Source organism: Paenisporosarcina indica, assembly GCF_001939075.1.
Classification (GTDB): Bacteria; Bacillota; Bacilli; order Bacillales_A; family Planococcaceae; genus Paenisporosarcina; species Paenisporosarcina indica.
In genome coordinates this window covers 440,289-466,415 of record NZ_MPTA01000001.1, presented here as the reverse complement: position 1 = coordinate 466,415, position 26,127 = coordinate 440,289, and the positions used below count along the sequence as shown (strand labels likewise).

Sequence of the window (26,127 nt, the reverse complement as noted above, 5' to 3'; positions counted from 1 at the left end):
TATTTGTATGTATCATTAGTAGTGTATCAAAAAAGTGTTTATCATGCGAAAATTAATAAAATGTATAGACGAGAGTATTTATTTTCTTGGAAAACTTTACGAACATAAAGAAAAAGCGGGACGAATCCCGCTTTCACTAAAATGCATCTTATCGACGTAAACCAAGTTTAGTAATCAATTCGCGGTAACGTGATACTTCGTTTTCACGTAAGTATGTTAATAAGCTACGACGACGTCCTACCATTTTTAAAAGACCGCGACGTGAGTGGTGATCTTTCTTGTGTGTACGCAAATGCTCAGTTAAGTTGTTAATATCTTCTGTAAGCACAGCGATTTGAATGTCTGCAGAACCAGTGTCGCTTTCATGAATACGGTATTCAGCGATTAGTTCATTTTTACGTTCTTGTGTAATTGCCATCCGGTTCACCTCCAATTTCTCATAATATCCCTAATTACCGAGCAAGCGTTGGTGATTCGCCTTGCCAAGCAACAGTTAAGCATATCTCTATGCATGAAAATTTTAGCATAGTTCAGGCGAATGTGCAACTCTTAGTGTAATTTCTGAAGAAATGCGATGGATGTTTGCTTATCTTTATCAATTTGTTGCTTTAATGATTCAATGCCGTCAAATTTACGTTCATCACGAATGTGGTGATACCAGTCAACAAATACTTCCTCACCGTATATATTCTTGTCAAAATTAAACAAGTGCACTTCAATAGTAAGTTTTTTTTCATCCGGATTTTTGAATGTAGGCTTATAACCTACGTTACAAACACCGTCAACCCATTCGTCTTGTACTAACATCCTAACAGAATATACACCTGTGGCCGGAATGAACGATCCTTCTTTTGCTTGAATATTGGCAGTTGGGAAACCGATTTGTCGTCCTCGTTTGTCACCATGAACGACGACACCTGGAATTCGAAATGGGCGACCTAATAATTTATGGACTTTTTCCATGTCTCCAGCTGTCAAGGCGTTTCTGATTCGTGTTGAGCTGATTTTTTCATGGGTATCTGCTTTTTTCTGAACGACAGAGACCTCAAAATCATTGTTGGATAACTCTTTCATAATGTCCATGTCACCTCTACCAAAGGAACCAAAAGTAAAATCGAAGCCAGCAGTTACGTGGGCAACATTCAATTGGCGAATAAACGTGTGAACAAAATTTTCAGGTGTTAGTTGAGCAAAATCAGATGTAAAACGGACAACGAATGTGGTGTCTACCCCCATGGATTGCAGTAACTCCAGTTTTTGATCAAGTGGTGTAATATAAAACACTTTTTCGTTTCTTTTCCCAAGGACTACTGAAGGGTGTGGATCAAATGTCATCACCGCTAATTTTAACCCTTTGTCATTCGCTATTTTCTTTGCATGACCAATAACTTCTCGATGACCTAAATGGATTCCGTCAAAAAAACCAATCGCTAGAGAATAGGGACCTAAAATGGAATCATTATTTACATGGTGTGGATAGGATAAATGGATGGTTTTCATTTCGACTCTTCCTCCGTCACTAAGCGATTAAACATTTTCTCCGGTTTCATCTTACCTTCTTTTGTAGGATGTTTAATATAGACCGCAATTGCTTGCTCATCCTTCGTAAAAACAATTCTTTCGTGTTTACTTAGTACATCAACTGCGTCTAACACTTGTCCATTTTGAATGGACTTTTCAAAGGTACTAGTCACTTCAATTTTCGGCATATCATGAAGTGCATAATCGAGATCATACAAATATTCTTCTAGTGTCTCATTGTCCACTCGCTCTTGTACTTGACTTAATGTTAGACATTTGTCTGGTGTAAAGGTTCCCGAAGCTGTTCGTACTAGATGTGACATATGTGCAGGGAACCCAAGTTTTTCACCAATTTGAACTGCAAGCGTTCGGATATAGGTTCCTTTACTGCATGCCACGCGGATTCTAAATGAAATAACTTCTCCTGTAAAAGTATACTCTTCACTTAAAAGGGTTAGCTCATAGATTGTCACTTGTCTAGTTGGTCTTTCGACTTCAATCCCAGCTCTCGCATATTCATATAGTTTTTTCCCATTAACTTTTACCGCGGAATACATAGGTGGAGTTTGGTCAATTGTGCCAGTCAATGCTGTCAATGCTGTCAATATTTCTTCTCTAGAAAATTGTTTTAATGAATGATTTACGTCAACAATTTCACCGTCAGCATCTTCTGTGGTTGTTGATGAGCCGATCGTCACTTCAGCTTCGTAAAGTTTTCCTGCGTTTGTCAAATACTCCGCTACTTTTGTCGATTCACCTAAACAAATAGGCAGTACTCCTTCAACACTCGGATCTAGTGTACCTGTATGACCAATGCGTTTCATTTTTAATATTTTGCGCAGTTTGAATACGCAGTCATGAGAGGTCATCCCTTTTTCTTTCCATAGCGGAAGAATGCCGTTTTGCATTCGCTCCCACTCCTTTGTTTGTTTTATGTAATAAGTAAATAGGAAAAAAGTCTGCTAAAACTTAGTTTCGCAGACTTCTTTTTGTTACTCGGATTCTTCAGTTTTTTCGATTTGTCTAAGCAAATTATCGATTTTATTCCCGTAAACTGAGGACTCGTCAAATTCAAAATTGAGTTCTGGGGTCCGGCGTAAACGAATACGTTGACCAATTTCGGTACGAATAAATCCTTTTGCTTTTGCTAAACCTTTTAATGTTTCTACACGGTTCTTATCGTTGCCTAACACTGTAATATAGACAGTTGCTTGTTGCAGATCTCCAGTAACTTCAACATCTGTCACCGTTACAAACCCAATACGCGGGTCCTTAAGTCTACGTCTGATGATTTCGCCTAATTCTTTTTTCATTTGTTCTGCTACTCGATTTGAGCGATTCGCCATGATGGCTTCACCTCTGTTCTATCTATAGATGTTCACGGATGGTCTCCGCTCTTTCCCATTCTGGATATGACTCCAAGTAGTTAATGGCATGAGTTAGTTCGCGATCACTTGCATCGATTGATGAAGCAACACACACAATCGCAATCCTTGTTCTTTGCCAAAGGTCTTGGTGATCAATTTCAGAAATCGACACATTAAACTTTTGCTTCGTTCGAGTAAGCATGCGCTGTAAAACAGCGCGCTTCTCTTTTAACGAGTGCGACGTCGGAATGATGAACTCGCATTCCGCGTAGGCAATCATTTACGTTTAATCTCTTCCATTACGAATGATTCGATAATGTCGCCTTCTTGGACATCATTATAGTTTTTCACTGTTATCCCACATTCATACCCTTTTGCAACTTCTTTTGCATCGTCTTTAAATCGTTTTAGTGAATCTAATTCGCCTTCAAATATAACAATGCTGTCACGAATGACACGAATTCCACTATCACGAGCGATTTTACCTTCTGTTACATAACTTCCGGCAATTGTACCAATCTTCGTAACTTTAAACGTTTCGCGAACTTCCGCTTGACCAATGATTTTTTCTTGGAACTCAGGATCCAATAATCCAGTCATTGCAGCTTCAATTTCTTCGATTACTTTATAAATTACACGATGTAAACGAATATCTACACCTTCAGCTTCAGCAGCACGTTTTGCATTTGTATCAGGACGTACGTTAAAACCAACAACAATTGCATTTGAAGCAGCAGCAAGTGAAATATCTGATTCCGTAATTGCGCCAGCACCTGTATGGATGATTCGAACATTAACGCCTTCTACTTCAAGTTTCATGAGAGATGCTGCCATTGCTTCAACAGAACCTTGAACGTCTGCTTTTACAATGATATTCAGTTCTTTCATTTCGCCCTGTTTCATTTGATCAAATAAGTTATCTAGAGTTACACGTGTTTTCTCAGAACGTTGTGCTTGTAAAGCAGTTGAAGCACGTGATTCTCCTACTTGTCGAGCAGTTTTCTCATCTTCAAAGACAACAAAACGGTCACCGGCTTGTGGTACATCATTTAATCCAGTAATTTCAACAGGTGTACTTGGACCTGCTTCTTTTACACGACGTCCTAAATCGTTGACCATTGCACGTACACGGCCAAATGTATGACCGACAACGATTGGGTCCCCGATTTTAAGTGTTCCATCTTGAACTAGAAGTGTAGCAACAGAACCGCGGCCTTTATCACGTTGTGCTTCAATAACTGTACCAATTGCACGACGGTTTGCATCTGCTTTTAGCTCGGCTACTTCAGAAACAAGTAGAACCATTTCTAACAAGTTATCAATGCCGTCACCTTTTAGTGCTGAAATTGGTGCGAATATTGTTTCTCCGCCCCATTCTTCAGATACTAAACCGTGTTCAGTTAATTCTTGCATCACACGTTCAGGATTAGCAGATGGTTTATCCATTTTATTCACGGCAACAATTATTGGAACCTCGGCAGCTTTTGCATGGTTTATCGCTTCAACCGTTTGAGGCATAACGCCGTCGTCCGCTGCAACAACTAAAATTGTAATATCAGTAACACGTGCACCACGTGCACGCATTGTTGTGAAAGCTGCGTGACCAGGTGTATCAAGGAATGTGATTTTCTTGCCGTTTTCTACGACTTGATAAGCACCAATATGTTGTGTAATCCCACCAGCTTCACCAGCAGTAACTTTTGTTTTACGAATAGAATCTAGAAGTGTTGTTTTACCATGGTCAACGTGCCCCATTATTGTAACAACTGGTGGTCGTTCCATCTGAACACCTGGTTCTTCATTTTCGCCTTCGAAATATCCTTCTAAATCAGAAATATCAATACGGATTTCTTCTTCCACTTCAACACCGTATTCAGCACAAATCAATTCGATTGCATCTTTATCTAATTCTTGATTGATTGTAGCCATTACACCAAGCAAGAATAATTTCTTGATGATTTCAGATGGCTCTCTACCTAATTTTTTACCTAGCTCACCAACTGACAATGATTCATAGAAAGTGATTTTTTCAGGTAATTCTTTTTCTTTTTTCGGTACTGGTGGTGCTACTGGTTGACGATTTTGTTTCCCTTTGTTTCTTCCACCAGCACGGTTTCCAGTTCCCGGACGATGATTTCCACCACCACCGCGGCCTTGGAAGCTTGATCCTGCAGGACGATTCGGTCCAAATACTTTCTTTTCTTTCGTTTGAGCACCTTGCTCTTGTTTACGTCCATCGCCAGGTGTCGTTGTCACAGGTTTTTGCTTATCACGTGACGGTGTACTAGTTGACATTCCGCGACTTTCTCCGCTTGAAGGTTTTGCTGGTGTAGTGTTTTGTGGACGACTACCTTGTGAAGCAGATCCTTGTGAACGGTTGCCTTGGTATCCTGATCCTTGTGGACGGCTACCCTGTGTGCTTGAACCTGACCCTTGTGGGCGGTTGCCTTGGTATCCTGTCCCTTGTGGACGGCTACCTTGTGTGCTTGAACTTGATCCTTGTGGACGGTTGCCTTGGTATCCTGTTCCTTGTGGTCGGCTACCTTGTGTGCTTGAACTAGATCCTTGTGAGCGATTACCTTGGTATCCTGACCCTTGTGGGCGGTTACCTTGAGAACCAGTTCCTTGTGGTCGGTTACTCTGTGGACGGTCGCCTTGTGAGCTGTTAGTACTTTGTGTTGGCTTACTTTGTGTTGGCTGTTGTTGCGTTGTAGCTGCTGGCTTTTTATAAACAGAATCTAATTTTGAAACTGCATCGCCTTCTAATGTAGACATATGATTTGTCACTTGCACATTTAACTTGCCTAATTGATCAATAACTTCTTTACTTGTTTTATTAATTTGCTTCGCATATTCATGCACCCGTAATTTGGTCATTTGGTCACCCCCGGTTAATTTCGTTGAGAAGTCCGGACAGTTTCTTTGCGAAACCGTCATCAGTAATTGCGAGAACCACACGGGTCTCTTTTCCTGTAGCATGTCCGAGATCGTATCGAGTCCCGAAGACATGTAACTCAACGTTGTAAAACTTACATTTATCTTGAATTTTTTTCATGGTGTTTTCTGATGCATCCGAAGAAATGATAACTAGTTTAGCATTCTTTCTAATTTCCTTCACAACTAGTTCTTCTCCGGTAATCAACTTTCTTGCACCGACTGCTAGACCAAGAAGTTGTAAAACTTGTTGCTGTTCTTTCATGTGATTTGCTCTCTTTCAATCACAGATAACAATTCTTCAAAAATGCTCTCCGGTATTTTTGCTTCCAATTGATTATCTAAAACTTTTCGTTTTTTTGCGATTTCAAGTGCTTGTTTGGTTTTTGATACATAGGCTCCACGACCGGACTTTTTGCCAGTTAAGTCTACCGAAACTTCGCCTTCTTTAGATCGAACAATACGAATCATGTCTTTTTTGGGTAACATGTCGCCTGTTGCAACGCATTTTCGTAAAGGTATTTTTTTTTGATTCGACATCAAAATTCACCCTCTTTGTTTATTCTTCGTCTTGATATAGATCAAAGTCGTCTTCGTGATTTTCTTCGTTCGCATCCTCTACCAATACATAATTTGCATGAGCAGATGGATAAATCCCCAATTCGCGAGCATCTGTTTCACTCTTAATATCAATTTTCCACCCAGTCAATTTGGCAGCTAAACGTGCATTTTGTCCACGTTTACCAATAGCTAGTGATAATTGATAATCTGGAACTACAACGGTAGTTGATTTATCTTCTTCATGTACTTGAACATCTAGCACTTTTGAAGGGCTAAGAGCATTTGCCACAAAAATCATTGGGTCTTCTGACCATTCAACGATATCTATTTTTTCACCATTTAATTCATTTACAATTGTTTGCACACGCGATCCTTTTGCGCCTACACATGAACCTACTGGATCCACATCTTGATTGTGAGCTACTACTGAAATCTTAGAACGATCGCCCGCTTCACGTGCAATCGATTTAATTTCAACAATGCCATCGAATATTTCAGGAACTTCCATCTCAAATAAGCGACGAAGTAAACCAGGGTGTGTGCGTGATACGAATACTTGTGGTCCACGTGTAGTACGTTCAACTTTCGTAATAAACACTTTAATACGCTCATGCGGACGATAGGTTTCCGTTGGAATTTGTTCATTCGCCGGTAATACCGCTTCCACTTTACCTATTCCTACATAAATATTACGCGCATCAAGACGCTCAACTATCCCATTCACAATGTCTTCTTCACGGTCAACATATTCTTCATAAATCAAGCCGCGTTCTGCTTCACGAACACGCTGAGTCACTACTTGTTTAGCAGTTTGTGCTGCAATCCGACCGAAGTTTCTAGGTGTTACTTCCTGTTCCACAATGTCACCAAGTTCAAACGCTGGATTTACCTGTTTTGCATCTGCTAATGAGATATGTAATCGCTCGTCGAGAACTTCTTCCATAACATCTTTACGAGAGAATACACGCATTGAACCTTTGTCTAGGTTTAAGTCAACTCGAACATTTTGCGCTTGATTAAAATTTCGTTTATACGCTGTAACTAGCGCCGCTTCAATCGCTTCGATTAACACTTCTCGTGAAATCCCTTTTTGTTTTTCAAGAGCTGTCAATGCATCTAGCAATTCATTAGCCATTTTCCCTTCACTCCTACATTCACATTATGCAGAGAAATTAATTGCTAATCGTGCGAAAGCAACTTTCTCTTTTGTAAGTTGAACTTTAATTTTTCTCGTTTTAATACGTACATCCATTTCAAGACCTTGTTCGCTATATGCAGTTAAAGTACCTTCAAACTCTTTCAAACCATTAACTGGCTCGTATGTTTTCACATGAATGAATTTACCAATAGCACGTTCAAAATCACTCTCTTTTTTCAATGGGCGTTCAGCACCTGGAGAAGAAACTTCTAAAAAGTAGTTTTGCTCAATAGGATCTTTTGCATCTAACACTTCACTGATACGCTCACTTACAAGTGCGCAATGTTCAATGTCTATTCCACCTTGAGGTGTGTCAACATAAATTCGTAAAAACCAATTACGACCTTCTTTTACGAATTCTGTATCGATGAGTTCCAAATTTAATTCTTCAACAATGGGCGTCACAAGCTCTTCTATAACTTCAATAATTTTGCTCATATTTGCCTCCTGCCACAACTTATTTTCGACAAAACAAACAGAAAAGAGCGGGAAATCCCACTCTTTAGCCGTAAATCTATCAACAACTTGTTATACAAATCATACCATACGAAAGTGTTCAGTGCAAATAAAGCCTAGAACAGTGACAATTGATTGGCATCTGGCATTCCATCTAAACAACCGAGTTGATCCATGTATTCAATCAATGTTTTAGAAACACGACCACGTTGACCTAAATCTTCTTTAGATAAGAACTCACCATTCTTTCTAGACTCAACGATTGTTTTTGCCACGTTAGTCCCTAGTCCAGGAATCGCATTGAACGGGGGAATCAAACCTTTTCCATCAATCACAAATTCAGCTGCTTTGGATTCATACAAATCCACCTTCTTAAAATGATACCCTCGTTCACACATTTCGAGTGCAATTTCCAGTACAGTCAGTAAACTTTTTTCTTTAGGTGCAGCATCCAGCCCTTTGGCATTGATTTCGTCTAATTTTGCACGAATCGATGCTGACCCTTTTGTCATAGCATGTAAGTCAAAATCAGCTGCACGAACGGTAAAGTATGCTGCGTAATAAAGAATCGGGAAATGTACTTTAAAATACGCAATACGAACAGCCATTAACACGTAGGCTGCTGCATGGGCTTTCGGGAACATATACTTAATCTTTGTACACGAATCGATATACCAAGCAGGCACATTATTTTTTTTCATATCGTCTTCGAACTCGGGTGTTAACCCTTTTCCTTTACGTACCGATTCCATGATTTTAAAGGCCAAAGATGGATCAAGACCTTGGTAGATCAAGTAGACCATGATATCATCTCGACATCCAATCACGTCAGATAGTTGACATGTACCATTTTGAATCAGTTCCTGAGCATTGCCTAGCCATACATCCGTTCCATGCGAAAGACCAGAAATCTGGACAAGCTCCGAGAAAGTTGAAGGTCTCGTTTCTTCTAGCATTTGGCGTACGAACCGAGTACCGAATTCAGGAATCCCTAAAGTTCCAGTTTTACAGCCAATCTGTTCTTGCGTAACTCCTAGTGACTCCGTACCACTAAAAATCTTCATAACTTCAGGATCATCCGTCGGAATCGTTTTAGGATCGATTCCTGATAAATCTTGTAACATCCGGATTACTGTCGGATCATCGTGCCCGAGTATATCCAGTTTTAACAAGTTATCATGTATAGAATGGAAGTCAAAGTGTGTCGTTTTCCATTCAGAGTCTTGTGCGTCGGCTGGAAATTGAATAGGTGAAAAATCAAATATGTCCATATAATCAGGAACTACGATAATCCCACCTGGATGTTGCCCAGTCGAACGCTTAACTCCGGTACACCCTTGAACAAGTCGATCAATTTCTGCACCGCGCATAGTTAGATTGTGGTCATTCGCGTAGCCTCTGACATATCCATATGCTGTTTTCTCAGCGACCGTTCCAATTGTACCGGCCCGATAAACATTATCTTCCCCAAATAAGACTTTCGTATAATTATGCGCTTTCGATTGATACTCACCACTAAAGTTCAAATCAATATCAGGTACTTTATCTCCTTTAAAACCAAGGAAAGTTTCGAATGGAATATCCTGACCATCCTTTTTGAAAGGAGTATCACAGTTCGGACAGTTCTTGTTTGGTAAGTCAAAACCAGAACTTACAGAGCCATCGTCAAAGAATTCGGCAAGCTGACAAGTCGGACAAATATAATGTGGTGCTAATGGATTTACTTCCGTTATTTCCATAAGCGTTGCTACTAGTGAAGAACCAACAGATCCACGTGACCCCACTAAATATCCATCATCCAAAGATTTCTTTACCAACTTATGAGAGATTAAATAAATGACCGCAAATCCGTGACCAATAATCGATGTTAACTCTTTTTCTATTCGAGCCTCCACAATTTCAGGAAGCGTTTCCCCATAAATCTTTTTGGCCATATCATAGCTCAATATGCGGACTTCTTCATCTGACCCTTCAATTTTAGGTGTATATAGGTCATCTTTTATTGGTTTAATGTCTTCAATTCTCTCCGAAATTTTATGCGTGTTCTCTACGACAATTTGTTTCGCTGTTTCTTCACCTAAAAATGCAAAGGCATCCAACATTTCATTCGTTGTACGAAAATGAACTTTCGGCAATTTATGACGGTTCAGTGGATTGGCCCCACCTTGTCCCCCAACAAGAATTTGTCTGAAGATCGCATCATTTTCATGTACATAATGAACATTACCCGTGGCCACAACAGGAAGTGCCAGTTTTTTACCGAGTTTAATCATTTTTCTAATGATGTCTTCCAGATTCCATTCATCTCTTACGAGTTCAAGCTCAATCAAATGTGAATATACTTCCTTCGGGTGTATTTCAAGATAATCGTAGAACTTAGCAATTTCTTCAACCTCTTCAGGTGATTTCTGCATTAGCCCTTCAAACACTTCCCCTTTATCACATCCCGAACCAATCAATAACCCATTTCTATGTTTTGATAATATGGATCGCGGGATACGGGGAACCCGGTAGAACGTGTTCATATGAGAATAAGAAACCAACTTAAACAAGTTTTTTAATCCTGTTTCGTTTGTAGCGAGCAACGTACAATGGGAAGGTCGTGCCCGTTTATACGCATCTCCATTCCCTGTTTGATGATTAAACTCATCGTGGTAATGAATCCCTTTTTGTTCGGCTTCTTTCAATAAATTCAGTAGTAAAAACCCAGTTGCTTCGGTGTCATAAATAGCACGATGATGCTGAGTAAGTTCGATGTTAAATTTCTTTGCCATCGTGTTCAAGCGGTGGTTTTTCATTTCCGGATGTAAGAAACGTGATAACTCTAATGTGTCGATAACAGGATGAATGGTGTTTTCAAGTCCACATTTTTTATACCCGACATATAAAAAGCCCATATCGAATTTCGCATTATGTGCAACCAATATGCTGTCACCAATCCAATCATGGAATCGCTTAATGACATCTTCAATTTCTGGTGCATCTCGCACCATATCATCTGTAATGCCTGTTAAATTTATGGTAGTGGCAGATAACGCGTGATGCGGATTGGCAAAGCTTTCAAATTTATCAATGACATTTCCATCTTTAATTTTGACAGCTGCTAACTCTATAATCGTGTCATATACTGCAGAAAGTCCAGTTGTTTCAACGTCAAACACCACATAAGTGGCGTCGGCAAGTGCACGATGTTCTTCTTCATAAGCTATTTCCACACCGTCATTAACCATGTATGCTTCTAGTCCATAAATGATTTTAATGCCATGTTTTTTCCCAGCAGCATACGCATCTGGAAAGGATTGGACGACAGCATGATCTGTAATAGCTACAGCAGGATGCCCCCATTTAGCAGCTTGACTAACCAAAGCGTCTACGGAAGATACAGCATCCATTTGACTCATTGGTGTGTGTAAATGAAGTTCGATTCTTTTTTCATCTTCCGGTGACGTATCTTTCCGTGAGTCCACTTTGATTTCCATGATATCTTGTGCCATTACAATTAAATCACGAACAAACGTGTCGTTTTGTACAGAACCCCGAACTTTCAACCATGTCCCTTTTTTGAGTAAGCCCATAAGTTCCGCATCTTCTTTATCACGCGAAAACATTTTGACCAATATGGAATCTGTGTAATCCGTAATTTTAACAGTAAGTAGTGAGCGTCCACTTCGTAATTCTTTGACTTCAACATCAAAAACAAAGCCCTCGATGGTGATTCGTCTTTCTTCCTCTTGTATTAGCTTAATTTCAAGAATCGGTTCAGTTGATTTAATTGGGGTCCCAAGTTGGAACGGCCCATTTAAAGTGGCTCCAGTAGAAGATTGACGATCTTTATCACGTTTTTGCATATCTTCCAACGCTTTTTTGCCTAGTTCTTCTTCTTCTCTTTTTCGTTGATCCATAAAAGCTTTCTGTTCTTCTGCAAGTTCAGCTTGTTGATCCTCGATTAACTTAAAATCGATTGGGTATACCGGGAATCCATACGAGGCGTAGACTTCTGAAATTTTCGAGGCGTATTTATTTTTCAACGTACGAAATTCAATTTCATGGGCACAGGTAAAGAACACCGTTTGCCCATTAAATGAAGGGACTTGTGCGTGCAAACGATTTCGAAGTGGTGGAGACATATCATCAATTTCCTGCAAAATAAATGGCCAATACGAAGCAAGCGTTTCAGCTTGCACTAGAGGCTGTTCACATTGAAGTGTCAATTTCACATCCGCAATACCAGCAAATTTTTCACGCAATCGCATTGTTAATAACTGAAACATATTAAAAGGTAATAATTGTTCCAATATGATGGTGAATCGCCATACACGTTCTTTTTTATGTACAGTCATGCGACTTAAGGAAGCTTTTTCAAAATGAATCATATATTCATCAGCTGTAAGTTCTAGTTGCTGTAGTAAATGTTGTAATCGTCTTTTGGCATCTTGTTCATTACTCACTCATGTTGCCCCCTTTCACAAAGTAGAATTAAGAAAGGAAGACCCGATTTCAAGGTCTTCCTTTTGATTAATTGTCTAAAGACGAAAAGAACGTTTGAAGATGATTAAGGATCTCTTCTTTTTTCCATTCAAAGGTTTCGCCAGTTTTACGAATTTTAACTTCAACTAATCCTTCAACTGCTTTTTTACCGACTGTAATTCGAATTGGTAGTCCAATTAAATCAGAGTCTGCAAATTTCACGCCTGCTCGCTCTGCACGATCATCAAATAGGACATCGTATCGATATGATTTCATCAGTTTATATAAATCATCAGCAAGAGCAACTTGTGCATCATCTTTTGTATTCACAGGTACTAAATGAACATCGTATGGTGCAACAGCCTTTGGCCAAACAAACCCTTTTTCATCTTGGAACTGTTCCGCTACTGCGGCCATTACACGTGATACACCAATGCCATAACATCCCATAATAAATGGTTGTGAGCGACCATTGTCATCTAAGAAAGTACCGTTCATAGGCTCTGAATAGGTCGTGCCTAATTTAAATACATGACCAACTTCAATTCCTTTAGCAAAAACAATCGTGCCGTTACCGTCTGGCGAAGGATCACCTTCCATAATGAAACGTAAATCTTCGTATTGATTTACTCCAAAGTCACGGTCCGGATTGACATTTAGTAAATGGAATCCAGTTTCATTTGCACCTGCTACACCGTTACGTATCGCCGCTACTGCGCGATCTGCAATGATTTTAACCCCGACAGGTATCTTCACAGGACCTAATGAACCTACTTCGCATTGCATTAAGTTTCTAATTTCTTCATCAGTTGCTAACTCAACCACTTTCGCTTTTAATGCATTTTTCACTTTAATGTCATTAATTTCGTGATCACCGCGAGCTAGGACTAAAACTAATTCCCCGTCCACATTGAAAACAAGTGTCTTAATGCATCGATCAGCTTGGACATTCAAGAACGATGCAATTTGGTTAATTGTTTTTTGATCCGGTGTTGCAATTTTTTCAACTTCTTTTAATTCTTCTGTTGAGGTTTCATAAGCCACATTCACTTCAGCCATTTCAATATTTGCTGCAAAGTCGGATGCATCAGAATAGGCAATTGTATCTTCGCCAATTTCAGAAAGCACCATGAATTCATGCGTATCTTTCCCACCGATTGCACCTGAATCAGCAATGACCGCACGGAAGTTCAAACCGAGACGTGTGAAAATATTTGTGTACGCTTGTACCATATCTTCATATGTTTGATCTAAACTTTCACGAGTTGCATGGAAAGAATATGCATCTTTCATTAAAAATTCACGACCACGTAGCAAGCCGAAGCGAGGACGTTTTTCATCTCTGAATTTTGTTTGAATTTGGTACAACGTAAGTGGTAATTTTTTATACGATTTAATTTCATCGCGCAATAAAGATGTAATCACTTCTTCATGAGTTGCACCTAATGCAAATTCACGATTATGTCGATCTTTTAGTCGCATTAATTCTGGTCCATAAGAATACCATCTACCAGTTTCTTGCCATAACTCGGCTTGTTGCATGGCCGGCATTAATACTTCCACACCATTGATCGCATCCATTTCTTCCCGAACGATGCTCTCCACTTTTTGAAGAACCCGTTTTCCTAAAGGTAAAAACGAATAGATTCCACTAGTATTTTGACGAATAAACCCTGCACGCAGCAATAACTGATGCGACTTAACGTCTGCATCAGCTGGAGTTTCTCGAAGTGTAGGGATAAATGTAAGACTTTGTTTCATAAGTTAAAAGCTCCTCAAATCATCCGTAGATTTATTATTTAGGCTATGTTTAATCCTACTATTGATATTTCACAAAACTGCTCCGCTATCCGCGGGAATGCCCGTATTTTTGCTTGATATCTTTAAATAAGAAAAATCAACAATGAAATATAACATAGCAGTTATTTAAAAGAAAAATCGTTGTATGTCATTCCATGTGACAACGACCATGAGTACCATCAATAACATGATTCCAACAAAATGGACCATTCCCTCTTTTTGGCGATCAATCGGTTTACCTCGTATTGCTTCAAATAAGAAGAACAACAGTCTGCCGCCATCAAGGGCTGGTAAAGGCAATAAATTCATGATCCCTAAGTTAATGCTCAACACTGCAGCCCAATTCATCAAGTTAAAGACGCCATATTGTGCAACTTCTTCGGTCGCCTTATAAATACCGACTGGTCCAGATAACGCATCAATTGTAAATTGACCCGTAACTAACATTCCTAACAGTTCAAAGATTTTCCCAATCCATGAAATCGTTTGATCGGCTCCGAATACGATTGCTTTGAGTGGATTGTTTTCCCTTGGACTTTCGTATGACACACCGATTTGCCACATTGTATGACCGTCCCGTTCAACCTGCTCCGGTGTAATCGTTGAATTGATTACTTCACCGTCTCGGACTAATTCAAAGGACAAACGTTCACCCGCACTTTCTTGAATGGTCGTTGCGAGTTCTTGCCAAGTGTCAATTGGTTTACCGTCAATTTTCGTTACTAAGTCGCCAGATTGCATCCCTGCATCAATTGCTGGACCCTTATTTACATCCGTGATGATTGGTTCATATGTTGGGACACCCTGGATTAATCCTAGCATCAAAAAGATAAAGAAAGCTAATATGAAATTAAACAATGGACCAGCAAAAATGGTCATTGATCGTTTTCCAAGTGCTTTTGAATTAAATGTACGATCATAAGGGGCGATTAATGTTTCTTTGCCATTTTCAACGATCATAGCATCTCGAGAAACCGAATAACGAACAAGTCGCTCTTCTTCATCATATCCTTCAATCCATAAACCCTTTTCTAAATCAGCACGTTCGGTTTCTAAAAATAGCATATCTGGTTGCTGGTTATTTTGATTCAAGAAGATTTTGATGATTTCTTCATTTTTATTTAAGATCAGACCTACACGGAATCCAGGTTGTAACTCTACTGAATCCATATCATCTCCTGCCATTCTAACATAGCCGCCAATAGGCAATAAGCGAATCGTGTAGAGAGTTTCATTTTTTGTAATTCCAATTATTTTTGGGCCCATGCCTATTGCAAATTCGCGCACCATAATCCCTGCACGTTTTGCAAATATGAAATGTCCAAGTTCATGAAAAAACACAATTGAACCAAATATTATGATAAACGCAATGGTTGTCTCCATATAGTCCCACCTTTTTTAACAGCATTATCGTTAGCTTAAATCTGTCATCATTTTATCATGTTTTGAACAGCTTTTCTCGTTTCCATGTCTATGTGGAGAATTGTTTCCAAATCAGGGTTGTTAATCACCACATGTTTATCCATCGCCCGTTCAATGATTTCTTCGATTTTCAAGAAACGTATTTTTTCTTGTAAGAATAAAGCAACAGCTGCTTCATTCGCAGCATTTAATACGGTTGTCATTGACCCGCCTGCTCGTCCAGCATCATATGCAAGTTGTAATGCGTGGAAACGCTCAAAATTCATTTCTTCAAAATGAAGCTTCCCAATTTCTACAAGATTTAATCGTTTTGCATGACTCCTTGGCAATCGATCGGGATAAGATAGTGCGTATTGAATCGGCACTCGCATATCAGGCGTACCAAGTTGTGCCATGACGCTCGTGTCATGGAACTCAACCATCGAGTGTATGATACTTTCGCGATGTAAAACGACTTCTATGTCGTCGTACGCCATATCAAATAATACCTGTGCTTCAATCACTTCTAACCCTTTGTTCATCATTGTAGCAGAGTCGATTGTAATTTTGGCACCCATGGACCAATTGGGATGGTTTAATGCATCTTGTATGGTCACTTGTTCTAAATCTTTACGAGAGCGATCTCGGAAACTTCCTCCAGAAGCCGTTAATATTAAGCGGCTGATTTGGTTTCGTTTCTCTCCATTCATCGATTGGAAAAGTGCAGAATGCTCACTATCCACTGGCAGAATAGGAGCCTTGTATTTTGCTGCAGCCGCCATTACAAGATGACCAGCTGTCACAAGGGTTTCTTTATTCGCTAACGCAATGGTTTTTTGCTGTTTGATAGCAGCTAAAGTTGATTCTAATCCAACACTCCCTAGTACAGCATTCACTAGGACAGATGATCCTGGATGTGTCGCTACATCTACTAATCCCTTGCTACCATATGCAAGTTCAATGCTTGGAAATTCCTTTTTTAATAGAATTGCATCTTTTTCATCTTGTACCGAGACTAGTGAAGGCATAAATTCGCGGATAATTTCACTCGTTTTTTCTATGTTTCGTCCTGCAGAAAATGCTACAAGTTCAAATTCTTGAGGGTGTTCTCTTAAGATATCTAATGTTTGAATTCCGATTGAACCTGTTGCCCCTAATAAACTAATATGTTTTGTCATGAACGCTTATATCTCCTTAACCAATAAAATGCAAGAAATGTAAAAGTGGTAACACAAATAATAGGCTATCGAAACGATCTAGTATCCCACCATGACCAGGCAATATGTTTCCTGAATCTTTTACGTTGTAATGTCGCTTAAGTGCAGATTGAACTAAATCTCCGATTTGTCCAAAGACGGACACTACGATCGTTACCACGACCAATAGGAAATATGAAGAACTTATTGGAGAAATCCATTGGAAAATTAATGCGGCAATTATTGCATATGCAATCCCCCCGACAAATCCTTCAACGGTTTTATTTGGAGAAATATCTGGCCACAATTTCTTTTTCCCGAATTTCTTTCCTGTGAAGTATGCACCTGAATCAGTTGTCCAAACGATTACCAACGCAAAAATCACATAGTCAATACCCGCTACACGAGTTTCAATGAAGTAGAAGAATCCAATCCCTACGTAAAGTGCGCCTAATATGGAAAATGCGGCGTCTTCAAAAGTGAAGCGATTTTTAACTAAGACAGTATAAGATAATAATAAAAGTACTGCAATTAGTGCTAATTCTATTTTGGTATACCCAGTTGTTTCTAGTAATAATGCTGCCCACTTGTTCGGCGTTACTATTATAAACAGCGCAATTAACGTAATAAAACCATGAACAGAATAAATCGAATGACCTTTCATTCGAAGAATTTCGAACAGCCCAACAGCTGCCAGTGCATAAACGAGCAGTGTAAACGGAAGTCCACCCCAAATAACGATTGGAATAAATAAGGCGGCTGCGATTACAGCTGTAATAATGCGTTGTTTCAATTTTTTTCTTCTCCCTTCAAACCTCCATAGCGACGATTCCGACTTTGATAACTCTCTACTGCATCAAGTAAGCAGTGATCATCAAAATCTGGCCATAGAGTATCCGTAAACCAAAACTCAGTATAGGCAAGTTGCCATAACATAAAGTTACTCAAACGCACCTCTCCACTCGTTCGAATGAGTAAATCAGGTTCTGGTAGATCACAAGTCATTAAATGCTCAGAGATTAGGTTCTCATTAATGTCACTAGGATCAAGTTTTCCTTCTTTTACTTGAAGTGCAATAGTTTGCATCGCATGTGCAATTTCAGCACGGCTTCCATAGTTCAAAGCAAAATTAAGCACTAAACCTGTGTTATCTTTTGTGGCGATCATAGCTTTTCGAACAGCTTCTTGCGTATGGCGCGGCAAAGTATCATTTTCACCCATCATAACGACTCGCACATTTTTTTCAATAAGTTCTGGAAGGTAGGTCCCCAAGAACTCTTCCGGTAAACGCATTAGAAAATCGACTTCAAGTTTGGGACGTTTCCAATTTTCTGTAGAAAACGCGTAAACTGTTAAGACTTTTACTCCTAATTCATTTGCTAGCAACGTAACTTTCCGGACCGTCTTCATTCCTTCATGATGACCAGCTATACGAGGGAGTGCTCGTTTTTTAGCCCATCTCCCATTGCCGTCCATGATAATTGCAATATGACCAGGAATCTGCTCTTTTTTAGATAGTGAAATTCGCTCAGCAAGCGATTGATTTTGTCGTTCGGATTTTCTCCGAATGAGTTTATGTAACATCTTTCGTCCTCCACTTTACGTGCTTATCGGAATGTTGTCTTTCTTATCATATCAAAATTCGATGGGATTTTCTGCTTTCAAGCAAAAAAAAGACGTCCTAATAAATAGGGACGTCTGGTAAGAGGAAAAGTTCGAAATCTTAAACTGATAAGATTTCTTTTTCTTTGTCTTTCGCTACTTGATCAATTTGAATGATATGATCATCTGTTAATTTTTGAACGTCTTCAGAGAATCCACGTAAATCATCTTCAGTGATTTCATTTTTCTTCTCTAATTTTTTTAATTCTTCATTTGAATCACGACGAATGTTACGTATCCCTACTTTAGCTTCTTCTGCTTCTTTTTTAACAAGTTTCACTAAATCTTTACGACGCTCTTCCGTCAATGCAGGGATTGCAATTCGAATAATTGATCCATCATTCGTTGGCGTTATGCCAAGATCAGATTTTTGAATCGCTTTTTCAATATCACCTAAAGCTGTCTTATCATAAGGTTGAATCGTCAACAGTCTAGCTTCAGGTGTAGCAATTCCTGCAATTTGATTGATTGGCGTTGGTGAGCCATAATAATCAACTGTAATTTTGTCTAACAATGAAGAACTTGCACGACCTGCTCGAATTGTTGATAACTCTCGGCTTAAAGCTTGGATCGCTTTAGTCATTCTTTCTTTTGTCTGATCAATCACTTGTTTCGACATTACGTATTCCTCCTAACAATTGTACCGATAGTTTCACCTAAAACAGCACGTTTTATATTACCATTCTCCATAATCGAGAATACTATGAGCGGGATATCATTGTCCATACATAGAGTTGAAGCCGTTGAATCCATTACTTGTAACCCTTGCTGAATTACTTCCAGGAAAGATAACGTGTCATACTTAACTGCATCTTTATTTGTTTTTGGATCATCCGAATAAACACCATCAACATTATTTTTGCCCATTAAAATGACATCTGCTTCAATTTCTGCAGCACGTAAAGCCGCAGTTGTATCTGTAGAAAAATAAGGATTACCTGTTCCTGCCGCAAAAATAACAACACGTTTCTTCTCTAAATGACGTATCGCTTTTCTACGAATGTATGGCTCAGCTACTTGTCGCATTTCGATAGAAGATTGTACGCGTGTTTGAATGCCAGACTTTTCAAGCGAATCTTGTAGTGCCAAAGAGTTCATTACAGTAGCTAACATGCCCATATAGTCCGCAGTTGCACGGTCCATACCCATTTCACTACCTATTTTTCCGCGCCAGATATTTCCACCACCAACTACAACGGCAACCTCGACACCTAAATCAACTACTTCTTTCACTTGCTCTGCAACAGACATTATAATTTCCGGGGATAAACCAAAGCCTTGTTCTCCAGCTAAAGCTTCTCCGCTTAATTTTAACACGACTCGTTTGTATTTAGGTTCGCTCATGGGTAGCCTCCATCACAGATTTTTCTTTAAAAATAGGGAACACAAAATCGTGCTCCCCATTGTAAATCACTTATTTATTTGTTGGAATTCAAGTAAATGGCAGAAAAATAAACTTTCCTTCTGCTATTATTTACCCCTTGTTAACTTGGCTCATTACTTCTTCAGCGAAGTTGTCTTCGCGTTTTTCAATTCCTTCACCAACACTGTAACGTACGAATTCAGTTACAGTACCGCCCGTTGATTTCACGAAATCACGAACTTTTTGATCTGAATTTTTAACGAATGTTTGATCAAGTAAACAAACGTCTTCGAAAAATTTCCCAAGGCGGCCTTCTACCATTTTAGCAACAATGTTTTCTGGTTTGCCTTCGTTTAATGCTTGCTCTGTTAAGATTTTACGTTCGCGGTCTACTTCTTCTTCAGAAACTTCGTCGCGGGAAATATAAGTAGGGTTCAAAGCAGCAACGTGCATCGCAATATCTTTAGCAGCTTGCGCATCAGAAGAACCTTCAAGTGTTACAAGAACCCCAATACGTCCACCCATGTGTAGGTAAGGACCGAAAGCATCGCTATCCGTTTTTGTACGAATTACAAAACGGCGTAATGAAAGTTTTTCACCAATTTTTGCAATCGCATTTGAAATATGGTCTGCAACATTTAGACCATTAGGCATTGTAGAAGCTGTAGCTTCTTCAACAGTTGCTGGTTTTGTAGCTAATAAGTGCTCAGCTAATTCTTTAACCAACGTTTGGAATCCTTCGTTTTTAGCAACGAAATCTGTTTCAGCATTCACTTCAAGTAGAATCGCTTCATTGCCTTGGACCAAGATTGAAGTTGTGCCTTCCGCTGCAATACGGTCTGCTTTCTTAGCTGCACTTGAAAGGCCTTTTTCACGTAAAAAGTCTAACGCTGCTTCCATGTCTCCGTTTACTTCAACTAGGGCTTTTTTACAATCCATCATACCTGCGCCTGTTTTTTCACGTAGTTCTTTTACCATTTGTGCTGTAACTGCTACTGTCATTGTTGTTTCCTCCTATTCAAGTATCAACTCTGCCTGATTTCTCAAAAAAAGGTGATAAGGGGTTTAGCCGCTTATCACCTGTAACATACGTGTGAATTACTCAGCAGCTTCAGCTGGAGATTCTTCTTCACCTTGTTTTGATTCAAGTAACGCATCAGCCATTTTACCAGTTAATAATTTAACGGCACGGATAGCATCATCGTTTGCTGGGATTACATAGTCGATTTCATCTGGATCACAGTTTGTATCAACAATTCCAACGATAGGAATGTTCAGTTTAATCGCTTCAGCAACAGCAATACGCTCTTTGCGTGGGTCAACGATGAACATTACGTCCGGAACACCCTTCATGTCGCGAATACCGCCTAGGAATTTAACAAGACGTTCATGTTCTTTTTTAAGTTGAACAACTTCTTTTTTAGGAAGTACAGTGAATGTACCGTCTTCTTCCATTTTTTCGATTGCTTTTAAACGATTAACACGTTTTTGAATCGTTCCGAAGTTTGTAAGTGTACCACCTAACCAACGTTGGTTAACATAGTACATTCCTGAACGTTCTGCTTCATCTTTAATTGCTTCTTGTGCTTGTTTTTTCGTACCAACGAAAAGTACTTTACCACCATCTGCTCCAACTTGGCGCATGAAGTCATAAGCTTCCTCTAACTTCTTAACCGTTTTTTGTAGATCGATGATGTAGATTCCGTTACGTTCCACGAAAATATATTTTTTCATTTTCGGGTTCCAGCGACGAGTTTGGTGACCAAAGTGTACACCAGCTTCAAGTAATTGTTTCATAGATATTACAGACATGTTTTGTTCCTCCTGATATGGTTTTTTTCCTCCGTATTCTTCAACTAGTGCTCAAGACCTTAACGAGTTAAGGACCACTTGTCACTATCCAAATACGTGTGTGATAACACCATTTGAAAATATACCATATCTAGAGCGATACTGCAAGTGATATTGCAGAAAAAATCTAACGAAATGATACCAAGTTCTTTATTGTGATTGAAAACTGCTAATGATCACTGTCACTTTCTTTCGGATTCGCAGGTCGCTATGGATGCCTTGATGCCTAAATGTGAATAGTAATTTTGGTTTTGGCAACCAGAGAATAGATATTTTCCTTTAGCGAACAATCGGTCGATGATGAACTTTCGACTTCCCACTGCTTACTAAGTTCGAGTGGTAGCCAGAGCGAGAAGACTGGCAGTCGTTTTATGCCTGCCTTCTCGTTGGAGGCATCCACAAATCGTAGCGGCGTTATTTTAGGGAATATTTAGTTCAGTCTATAATGGTGACCTTTTTCAGTCCACTCTATTTAGGTTAGGAAAAAGCTTTGAACACTGGATTCGTGGTAAACCCGAATTTTATATTTTCAAAAACAAAAAAACCACAAAGATTTTTTCTTTGTGGTCTCTAGTATTAACTTATTTTAATTTTAATTGCGCCAATTCGTTTAAGAATTTATCATTTAATACTTTAATGTACGTACCTTTCATTCCTAAAGAACGAGATTCAATTACACCAGCACTTTCTAATTTACGAAGAGCATTTACGATTACAGAACGTGTTATTCCTACACGATCTGCAATTTTAGAAGCTACTAGTAAACCTTCACTGCCGTCAAGTTCTTCGAAAATGTGTTCAATTGCTTCTAACTCACTGTAAGATAATGAGTTGATTGCCATTTGAACAACAGCTTTCGTACGTGCTTCAACTTCAATTTGCTCTGATTTTTCACGTAGAATTTCCATCCCAACAACAGTAGCGCCGTATTCACCAAGAATTAAATCATCATCATGGAACTCGTCTTTTAAACGCCCAAGAATTAATGTCCCTAAGCGATCGCCACCACCGATAATCGGTACGATGGTTGTTAAACCATCTTCGAATAGTTCACGGTTTTCAATTGGGAATACAGTGTGTTCGCTGTATACATCTAAGTTAGAAGATGTTTCATTTACATTGAAAAGATTTTTTGTATATTCTTCAGGGAATTGACGTTCTTCCATCATTTTAATCATGCGTTCGTTTTCAATTTTTTGATTGATGTCATGTCCTAGTAATTTTCCTTTGCGACTAACGATAAACACGTTACATTCAATTACGTTACTAAGAGTTGAAGACATTTCTTTAAAGTTAACCGCTTTTCCAGCTGATGCTTGAAGCATCGAATTAATTTTTCTAGTTTTATCTAATAAGTTCATGATAATGGCCTCCTGTATTTGGGTGTTGCTGTTTACTGAATATTCTAGGTTTTTTTAATTGTTTTTAAAACTGTTAATACTTGAATTACAAAATAAATTGTGATAAATCCTTATTTTTCACGATATTCCCTAGTTTTTGGTCAACATATGTCGGCGTAATGTCGATATGTGCTGGCGCAATGTCTGAAGCTTCGAATGAAACCTCTTCTAGTAATTTCTCTAAAATGGTATGCAAACGTCTTGCTCCGATATTATCCGTTTCCTGATTCACTTCAGTAGCAATTTCAGCAATCCGCTCAATTGCACTGTCTGTAAAGTCCAAGGTAACTCCCTCAGTTTCAAGTAAAGATTTATATTGACGAATTAAAGAGTGATCCGGCTCTTTTAAGATTCGTACAAAATCCTCTTTTGTCAACTTCTCTAATTCAACACGCACAGGGAAACGCCCTTGTAACTCTGGAATTAAGTCAGATGGTTTTGCAGAATGAAAAGCCCCTGCCGCAACAAATAACATATAATCTGTCTTCACAGCGCCATATTTCGTTTGTACGGTCGACCCTTCGACGATTGGCAATATGTCTCGTTGCACGCCTTCTCGCGAAACATCCGCAGATGAACCGTTTCCACCCTTGCTAGCAATCTTATCAATCTCATCAATAAAGATGATCCCCGTTTGTTCAGCACGCTCTACTGACTTTTGAGCCACTTCTTCTGAATCAATGAGCTTGCTCGCTTCTTCAATTATTAAGATTCGACGTGCATCTTTAACTTGTAAACGACGTTTTTTCTTTTTCTTTGGCATAAAGCTAGATAAAGCATCTTGCATATTTTGCCCCATACCCTCCATACCCGAACCTTGGAAAGCATCAAACATCGAAGGCATTTGCTCAGTTACTTCAACGTTTACCCATTCTTCTTCTAGTTTTCCATCTCTTAAATCTTCGGCAATTTGAGAGCGTTTTAAACGTGTCTCTGTATCATCTGAGGTAGTTTCTTCAGCTTCAGCTTTTTGTCCAAATAACATCTCAAATGGATTTTGGGCATTATTTTTCTTTTTCAATGATGGAACGAGTAGACGAACAATCACATCATTTGCTAAACGCTCTGCTTGACCTTTTACTGCTTCAGTCATTTCATCTTTCACAATACGAACAGCTGCTTCTGTTAAGTCGCGAACCATAGATTCCACATCGCGTCCAACATATCCCACTTCAGTAAACTTAGTTGCTTCCACTTTTATAAATGGGGCATTTGTAAGTTTTGCAATTCTTCTAGCAATTTCTGTCTTTCCGACTCCCGTAGGACCAATCATTAAAATATTTTTCGGAATGACTTCATTTTTCATTTCATCAGACAACAAGCTTCTACGATAACGATTTCTCAATGCTACCGCAACAGATTTTTTCGCATTTTTTTGTCCAACAATATACCGATCCAAATGTTCGGTTATTTGCTTAGGTGTTAATTGTTGTTTACTCATTCACTTAACGCCTCCACAATAATTTGATGGTTGGTAAATACACAAATATCTGCAGCAGTAGTTAGAGCGGCTTTGGCAATTTCTTTTGCACTCATGGACTCGCCAGCATACTGTTTTAATGCACGACCTGCAGCTAATGCGAAGTTGCCTCCTGAACCAATGGCTAGAATTCCATCGTCCGGTTCGATCACTTCACCTGTGCCAGAAACTAATAATAGTGTCTCTTCATTCATTACTAGCAACATGGCTTCAAGTTTACGTAACATTTTGTCGCCTCTCCATTGTTGCGCAAGTTCGACAGCTGCTCGTTGAAGATTCCCATTATACTCCAAGAGTTTCGTTTCAAACATTTCAAACAAAGTAAAAGCATCTGCAACGGAACCAGCAAAACCAGCTAACACTTGACCGTTGTGTAATCGTCTTACTTTTTTCGCAGTATGTTTCATCACGACTTGATTGCCTAAAGTAACTTGGCCATCTCCGGACATCGCACATTTCCCTTTATGTTGAATTGCAAATATCGTGGTTGCATGTATTTCTCCCAAGATCCTCACCTCTTCTTTCGCTCATCCTAGATTATGCTCTTGGATGGGCGTTCATATAAGTTTTTCGCAAATGTTCTTTCGTTACGTGTGTATAAACTTGTGTTGAAGACAGATGACTATGTCCAAGCAATTCTTGCACTGTTCGCAAGTCGGCTCCATTGTTTAGCAAATGCGTTGCGAATGTATGTCGCAACATATGCGGATAAATCTTTGTGTGTAATGAAGCCTTTTCTACCATGTCGGTCAAAATAAATCTTACACCACGCGGCGTTAAAGGTAAGCCACGCATATTCGTAAAAACAAAATTGTGCTTTAATTGCTTCATTAACTTAGGACGTGCTTCGTCCATATAGTGTTCCAATGCATCTTGAGCAAATTGACCAAATGGTACATATCTCTCTTTACGTCCTTTTCCCATCACGCGTACTATACCAAGACGCATATCAATATCTCGCAGTTCTATCGATGTTAATTCACTCACTCGAATTCCAGTTGCATACAACAGTTCAAGGATCGCTCGATTACGAAGAGGCATGGATTCTTCGCCTTCAGTTGCTTGAAATAATTGTTGTAATTCTTCTTCATAAAAAAAATGAGGAAGTCTTTCCTCTTTTTTCGGATGATATAAAGAGCGAAATGCATCTTCTTTTAAACCGAATTCTCGGTTACCAAACTTAAAGAAAGAGCGGATCGCAGAAATTTTTCTTGATATTGAAGTACGCGAAAGTGATTCGTCGTACAGTTTTGTGACGTACAGTCTTGCGTGGATGTATTCAACGTCATGAAGGCTTTCAATCCCTTCAGATTGCAAAAAACCAAAAAAGTAGAGTAGATCTGATTCATATTCACGAACAGTGTGTTCTGAATAATTTTTCTCAAGTTGGATGTAGCTTTTAAACTGAGATAGAGCTTCCGATGGAGACATTCGTATTTTCACCCCCAAATATTCGGTTCGAAGACTAAA

24 protein-coding genes are annotated in these 26,127 nt (G+C 39.1%); all 24 read right to left on the bottom strand.

Annotation, left to right across the window (positions count from 1 at the left end):
• Positions 1 to 148: 148 nt before the first annotated feature.
• Positions 149 to 418 (bottom strand): 30S ribosomal protein S15, encoded by a 270-nt coding sequence (rpsO, locus tag GY23_RS02185; RefSeq protein ID WP_075617567.1) that lies wholly within the window; start codon positions 416 to 418, stop codon positions 149 to 151.
• Between the two features lie 131 nt (positions 419 to 549).
• Complete coding sequence (ribF, locus tag GY23_RS02180) at positions 550 to 1,500, bottom strand: riboflavin biosynthesis protein RibF (RefSeq protein ID WP_075617566.1); 951 nt, start codon at positions 1,498 to 1,500, stop codon at positions 550 to 552.
• Positions 1,497 to 2,429, bottom strand: coding sequence for a tRNA pseudouridine(55) synthase TruB (gene truB, locus GY23_RS02175; protein ID WP_075617565.1), 933 nt, complete (start codon positions 2,427 to 2,429; stop codon positions 1,497 to 1,499). The genes ribF and truB overlap by 4 nt, the downstream gene beginning before the upstream one ends.
• 84 nt (positions 2,430 to 2,513) lie before the next feature.
• Positions 2,514 to 2,867: a 30S ribosome-binding factor RbfA gene (rbfA, locus tag GY23_RS02170; RefSeq protein WP_075617564.1), complete on the bottom strand. Its 354-nt coding sequence runs from the start codon at positions 2,865 to 2,867 to the stop codon at positions 2,514 to 2,516.
• 22 nt (positions 2,868 to 2,889) lie between these two features.
• Complete coding sequence (locus GY23_RS02165) at positions 2,890 to 3,168, bottom strand: DUF503 domain-containing protein (protein ID WP_075617563.1); 279 nt, start codon at positions 3,166 to 3,168, stop codon at positions 2,890 to 2,892.
• A complete protein-coding gene (gene infB, locus GY23_RS02160; protein WP_075617562.1) occupies positions 3,165 to 5,765 on the bottom strand; it encodes a translation initiation factor IF-2 in 2,601 nt (866 codons plus the stop codon). Before infB ends, GY23_RS02165 begins: the two co-directional genes overlap by 4 nt.
• A 4-nt stretch (positions 5,766 to 5,769) precedes the next feature.
• Positions 5,770 to 6,087 (bottom strand): YlxQ family RNA-binding protein, encoded by a 318-nt coding sequence (locus tag GY23_RS02155; RefSeq protein WP_075617561.1) that lies wholly within the window; start codon positions 6,085 to 6,087, stop codon positions 5,770 to 5,772.
• Positions 6,084 to 6,362 (bottom strand): RNase P modulator RnpM, encoded by a 279-nt coding sequence (gene rnpM, locus GY23_RS02150; protein ID WP_075617560.1) that lies wholly within the window; start codon positions 6,360 to 6,362, stop codon positions 6,084 to 6,086. The genes GY23_RS02155 and rnpM overlap by 4 nt, the downstream gene beginning before the upstream one ends.
• 19 nt (positions 6,363 to 6,381) lie before the next feature.
• Positions 6,382 to 7,518: a transcription termination factor NusA gene (gene nusA / locus GY23_RS02145; protein ID WP_075617559.1), complete on the bottom strand. Its 1,137-nt coding sequence runs from the start codon at positions 7,516 to 7,518 to the stop codon at positions 6,382 to 6,384.
• A 24-nt stretch (positions 7,519 to 7,542) separates the two neighbouring features.
• Positions 7,543 to 8,019 (bottom strand): ribosome maturation factor RimP, encoded by a 477-nt coding sequence (rimP, locus tag GY23_RS02140; RefSeq protein ID WP_075617558.1) that lies wholly within the window; start codon positions 8,017 to 8,019, stop codon positions 7,543 to 7,545.
• A 134-nt stretch (positions 8,020 to 8,153) separates the two neighbouring features.
• Entirely contained in the window at positions 8,154 to 12,485 is a 4,332-nt protein-coding gene (locus tag GY23_RS02135; protein WP_075617557.1) for a PolC-type DNA polymerase III, read from the bottom strand.
• 67 nt (positions 12,486 to 12,552) lie between these two features.
• Positions 12,553 to 14,265, bottom strand: a complete 1,713-nt coding sequence (locus GY23_RS02130; RefSeq protein WP_075617556.1) for a proline--tRNA ligase — start codon at positions 14,263 to 14,265, stop codon at positions 12,553 to 12,555.
• Positions 14,266 to 14,430: 165 nt separating this feature from the next.
• Entirely contained in the window at positions 14,431 to 15,687 is a 1,257-nt protein-coding gene (gene rseP / locus GY23_RS02125; RefSeq protein WP_075617555.1) for an RIP metalloprotease RseP, read from the bottom strand.
• 47 nt (positions 15,688 to 15,734) lie between these two features.
• Positions 15,735 to 16,883, bottom strand: a complete 1,149-nt coding sequence (dxr, locus tag GY23_RS02120; RefSeq protein ID WP_075617554.1) for a 1-deoxy-D-xylulose-5-phosphate reductoisomerase — start codon at positions 16,881 to 16,883, stop codon at positions 15,735 to 15,737.
• A gap of 16 nt (positions 16,884 to 16,899) precedes the next feature.
• Complete coding sequence (locus GY23_RS02115) at positions 16,900 to 17,694, bottom strand: phosphatidate cytidylyltransferase (RefSeq protein ID WP_075617553.1); 795 nt, start codon at positions 17,692 to 17,694, stop codon at positions 16,900 to 16,902.
• Positions 17,691 to 18,485: an undecaprenyl pyrophosphate synthase gene (locus GY23_RS02110; RefSeq protein WP_075617552.1), complete on the bottom strand. Its 795-nt coding sequence runs from the start codon at positions 18,483 to 18,485 to the stop codon at positions 17,691 to 17,693. Before GY23_RS02110 ends, GY23_RS02115 begins: the two co-directional genes overlap by 4 nt.
• Before the next feature lie 139 nt (positions 18,486 to 18,624).
• The gene (frr, locus tag GY23_RS02105) at positions 18,625 to 19,182 is read right to left on the bottom strand and encodes a ribosome recycling factor (protein ID WP_075617551.1); all 558 of its coding nucleotides are present in this window, start codon (positions 19,180 to 19,182) and stop codon (positions 18,625 to 18,627) included.
• Positions 19,182 to 19,907, bottom strand: coding sequence for a UMP kinase (pyrH, locus tag GY23_RS02100; RefSeq protein WP_075617550.1), 726 nt, complete (start codon positions 19,905 to 19,907; stop codon positions 19,182 to 19,184). Before pyrH ends, frr begins: the two co-directional genes overlap by 1 nt.
• A gap of 130 nt (positions 19,908 to 20,037) precedes the next feature.
• Positions 20,038 to 20,928 (bottom strand): translation elongation factor Ts, encoded by an 891-nt coding sequence (gene tsf / locus GY23_RS02095; RefSeq protein WP_075617549.1) that lies wholly within the window; start codon positions 20,926 to 20,928, stop codon positions 20,038 to 20,040.
• A gap of 96 nt (positions 20,929 to 21,024) precedes the next feature.
• The gene (gene rpsB / locus GY23_RS02090) at positions 21,025 to 21,738 is read right to left on the bottom strand and encodes a 30S ribosomal protein S2 (RefSeq protein ID WP_075617548.1); all 714 of its coding nucleotides are present in this window, start codon (positions 21,736 to 21,738) and stop codon (positions 21,025 to 21,027) included.
• A 620-nt stretch (positions 21,739 to 22,358) separates the two neighbouring features.
• Positions 22,359 to 23,138 (bottom strand): GTP-sensing pleiotropic transcriptional regulator CodY, encoded by a 780-nt coding sequence (codY, locus tag GY23_RS02085; RefSeq protein ID WP_075617547.1) that lies wholly within the window; start codon positions 23,136 to 23,138, stop codon positions 22,359 to 22,361.
• An 85-nt stretch (positions 23,139 to 23,223) separates the two neighbouring features.
• A complete protein-coding gene (gene hslU / locus GY23_RS02080) occupies positions 23,224 to 24,618 on the bottom strand; it encodes an ATP-dependent protease ATPase subunit HslU (RefSeq protein ID WP_075617546.1) in 1,395 nt (464 codons plus the stop codon).
• On the bottom strand, positions 24,615 to 25,163 hold the full coding sequence (gene hslV, locus GY23_RS02075; protein ID WP_075617545.1) for an ATP-dependent protease subunit HslV: 549 nt from the start codon (positions 25,161 to 25,163) through the stop codon (positions 24,615 to 24,617). The genes hslU and hslV overlap by 4 nt, the downstream gene beginning before the upstream one ends.
• A 31-nt stretch (positions 25,164 to 25,194) precedes the next feature.
• Positions 25,195 to 26,088: a tyrosine recombinase XerC gene (gene xerC / locus GY23_RS02070; RefSeq protein ID WP_075617544.1), complete on the bottom strand. Its 894-nt coding sequence runs from the start codon at positions 26,086 to 26,088 to the stop codon at positions 25,195 to 25,197.
• Between the last annotated feature and the right edge of the window lie 39 nt (positions 26,089 to 26,127).

What these genes read in the sequence shown, in the direction of transcription:
- rpsO (WP_075617567.1), bottom strand. Translation starts at nt 418, where the DNA reads ATGGCAATTACACAAGAACGTAAAAATGAACTAATCGCTGAATACCGT.
- ribF (WP_075617566.1), bottom strand. Translation starts at nt 1,500, where the DNA reads ATGAAAACCATCCATTTATCCTATCCACACCATGTAAATAATGATTCC.
- truB (WP_075617565.1), bottom strand. Translation starts at nt 2,429, where the DNA reads ATGCAAAACGGCATTCTTCCGCTATGGAAAGAAAAAGGGATGACCTCT.
- rbfA (WP_075617564.1), bottom strand. Translation starts at nt 2,867, where the DNA reads ATGGCGAATCGCTCAAATCGAGTAGCAGAACAAATGAAAAAAGAATTA.
- GY23_RS02165 (WP_075617563.1), bottom strand. Translation starts at nt 3,168, where the DNA reads ATGATTGCCTACGCGGAATGCGAGTTCATCATTCCGACGTCGCACTCG.
- infB (WP_075617562.1), bottom strand. Translation starts at nt 5,765, where the DNA reads ATGACCAAATTACGGGTGCATGAATATGCGAAGCAAATTAATAAAACA.
- GY23_RS02155 (WP_075617561.1), bottom strand. Translation starts at nt 6,087, where the DNA reads ATGAAAGAACAGCAACAAGTTTTACAACTTCTTGGTCTAGCAGTCGGT.
- rnpM (WP_075617560.1), bottom strand. Translation starts at nt 6,362, where the DNA reads ATGTCGAATCAAAAAAAAATACCTTTACGAAAATGCGTTGCAACAGGC.
- nusA (WP_075617559.1), bottom strand. Translation starts at nt 7,518, where the DNA reads ATGGCTAATGAATTGCTAGATGCATTGACAGCTCTTGAAAAACAAAAA.
- rimP (WP_075617558.1), bottom strand. Translation starts at nt 8,019, where the DNA reads ATGAGCAAAATTATTGAAGTTATAGAAGAGCTTGTGACGCCCATTGTT.
- GY23_RS02130 (WP_075617556.1), bottom strand. Translation starts at nt 14,265, where the DNA reads ATGAAACAAAGTCTTACATTTATCCCTACACTTCGAGAAACTCCAGCT.
- rseP (WP_075617555.1), bottom strand. Translation starts at nt 15,687, where the DNA reads ATGGAGACAACCATTGCGTTTATCATAATATTTGGTTCAATTGTGTTT.
- dxr (WP_075617554.1), bottom strand. Translation starts at nt 16,883, where the DNA reads ATGACAAAACATATTAGTTTATTAGGGGCAACAGGTTCAATCGGAATT.
- GY23_RS02110 (WP_075617552.1), bottom strand. Translation starts at nt 18,485, where the DNA reads ATGTTACATAAACTCATTCGGAGAAAATCCGAACGACAAAATCAATCG.
- frr (WP_075617551.1), bottom strand. Translation starts at nt 19,182, where the DNA reads ATGTCGAAACAAGTGATTGATCAGACAAAAGAAAGAATGACTAAAGCG.
- pyrH (WP_075617550.1), bottom strand. Translation starts at nt 19,907, where the DNA reads ATGAGCGAACCTAAATACAAACGAGTCGTGTTAAAATTAAGCGGAGAA.
- tsf (WP_075617549.1), bottom strand. Translation starts at nt 20,928, where the DNA reads ATGACAGTAGCAGTTACAGCACAAATGGTAAAAGAACTACGTGAAAAA.
- rpsB (WP_075617548.1), bottom strand. Translation starts at nt 21,738, where the DNA reads ATGTCTGTAATATCTATGAAACAATTACTTGAAGCTGGTGTACACTTT.
- codY (WP_075617547.1), bottom strand. Translation starts at nt 23,138, where the DNA reads ATGAACTTATTAGATAAAACTAGAAAAATTAATTCGATGCTTCAAGCA.
- hslU (WP_075617546.1), bottom strand. Translation starts at nt 24,618, where the DNA reads ATGAGTAAACAACAATTAACACCTAAGCAAATAACCGAACATTTGGAT.
- xerC (WP_075617544.1), bottom strand. Translation starts at nt 26,088, where the DNA reads ATGTCTCCATCGGAAGCTCTATCTCAGTTTAAAAGCTACATCCAACTT.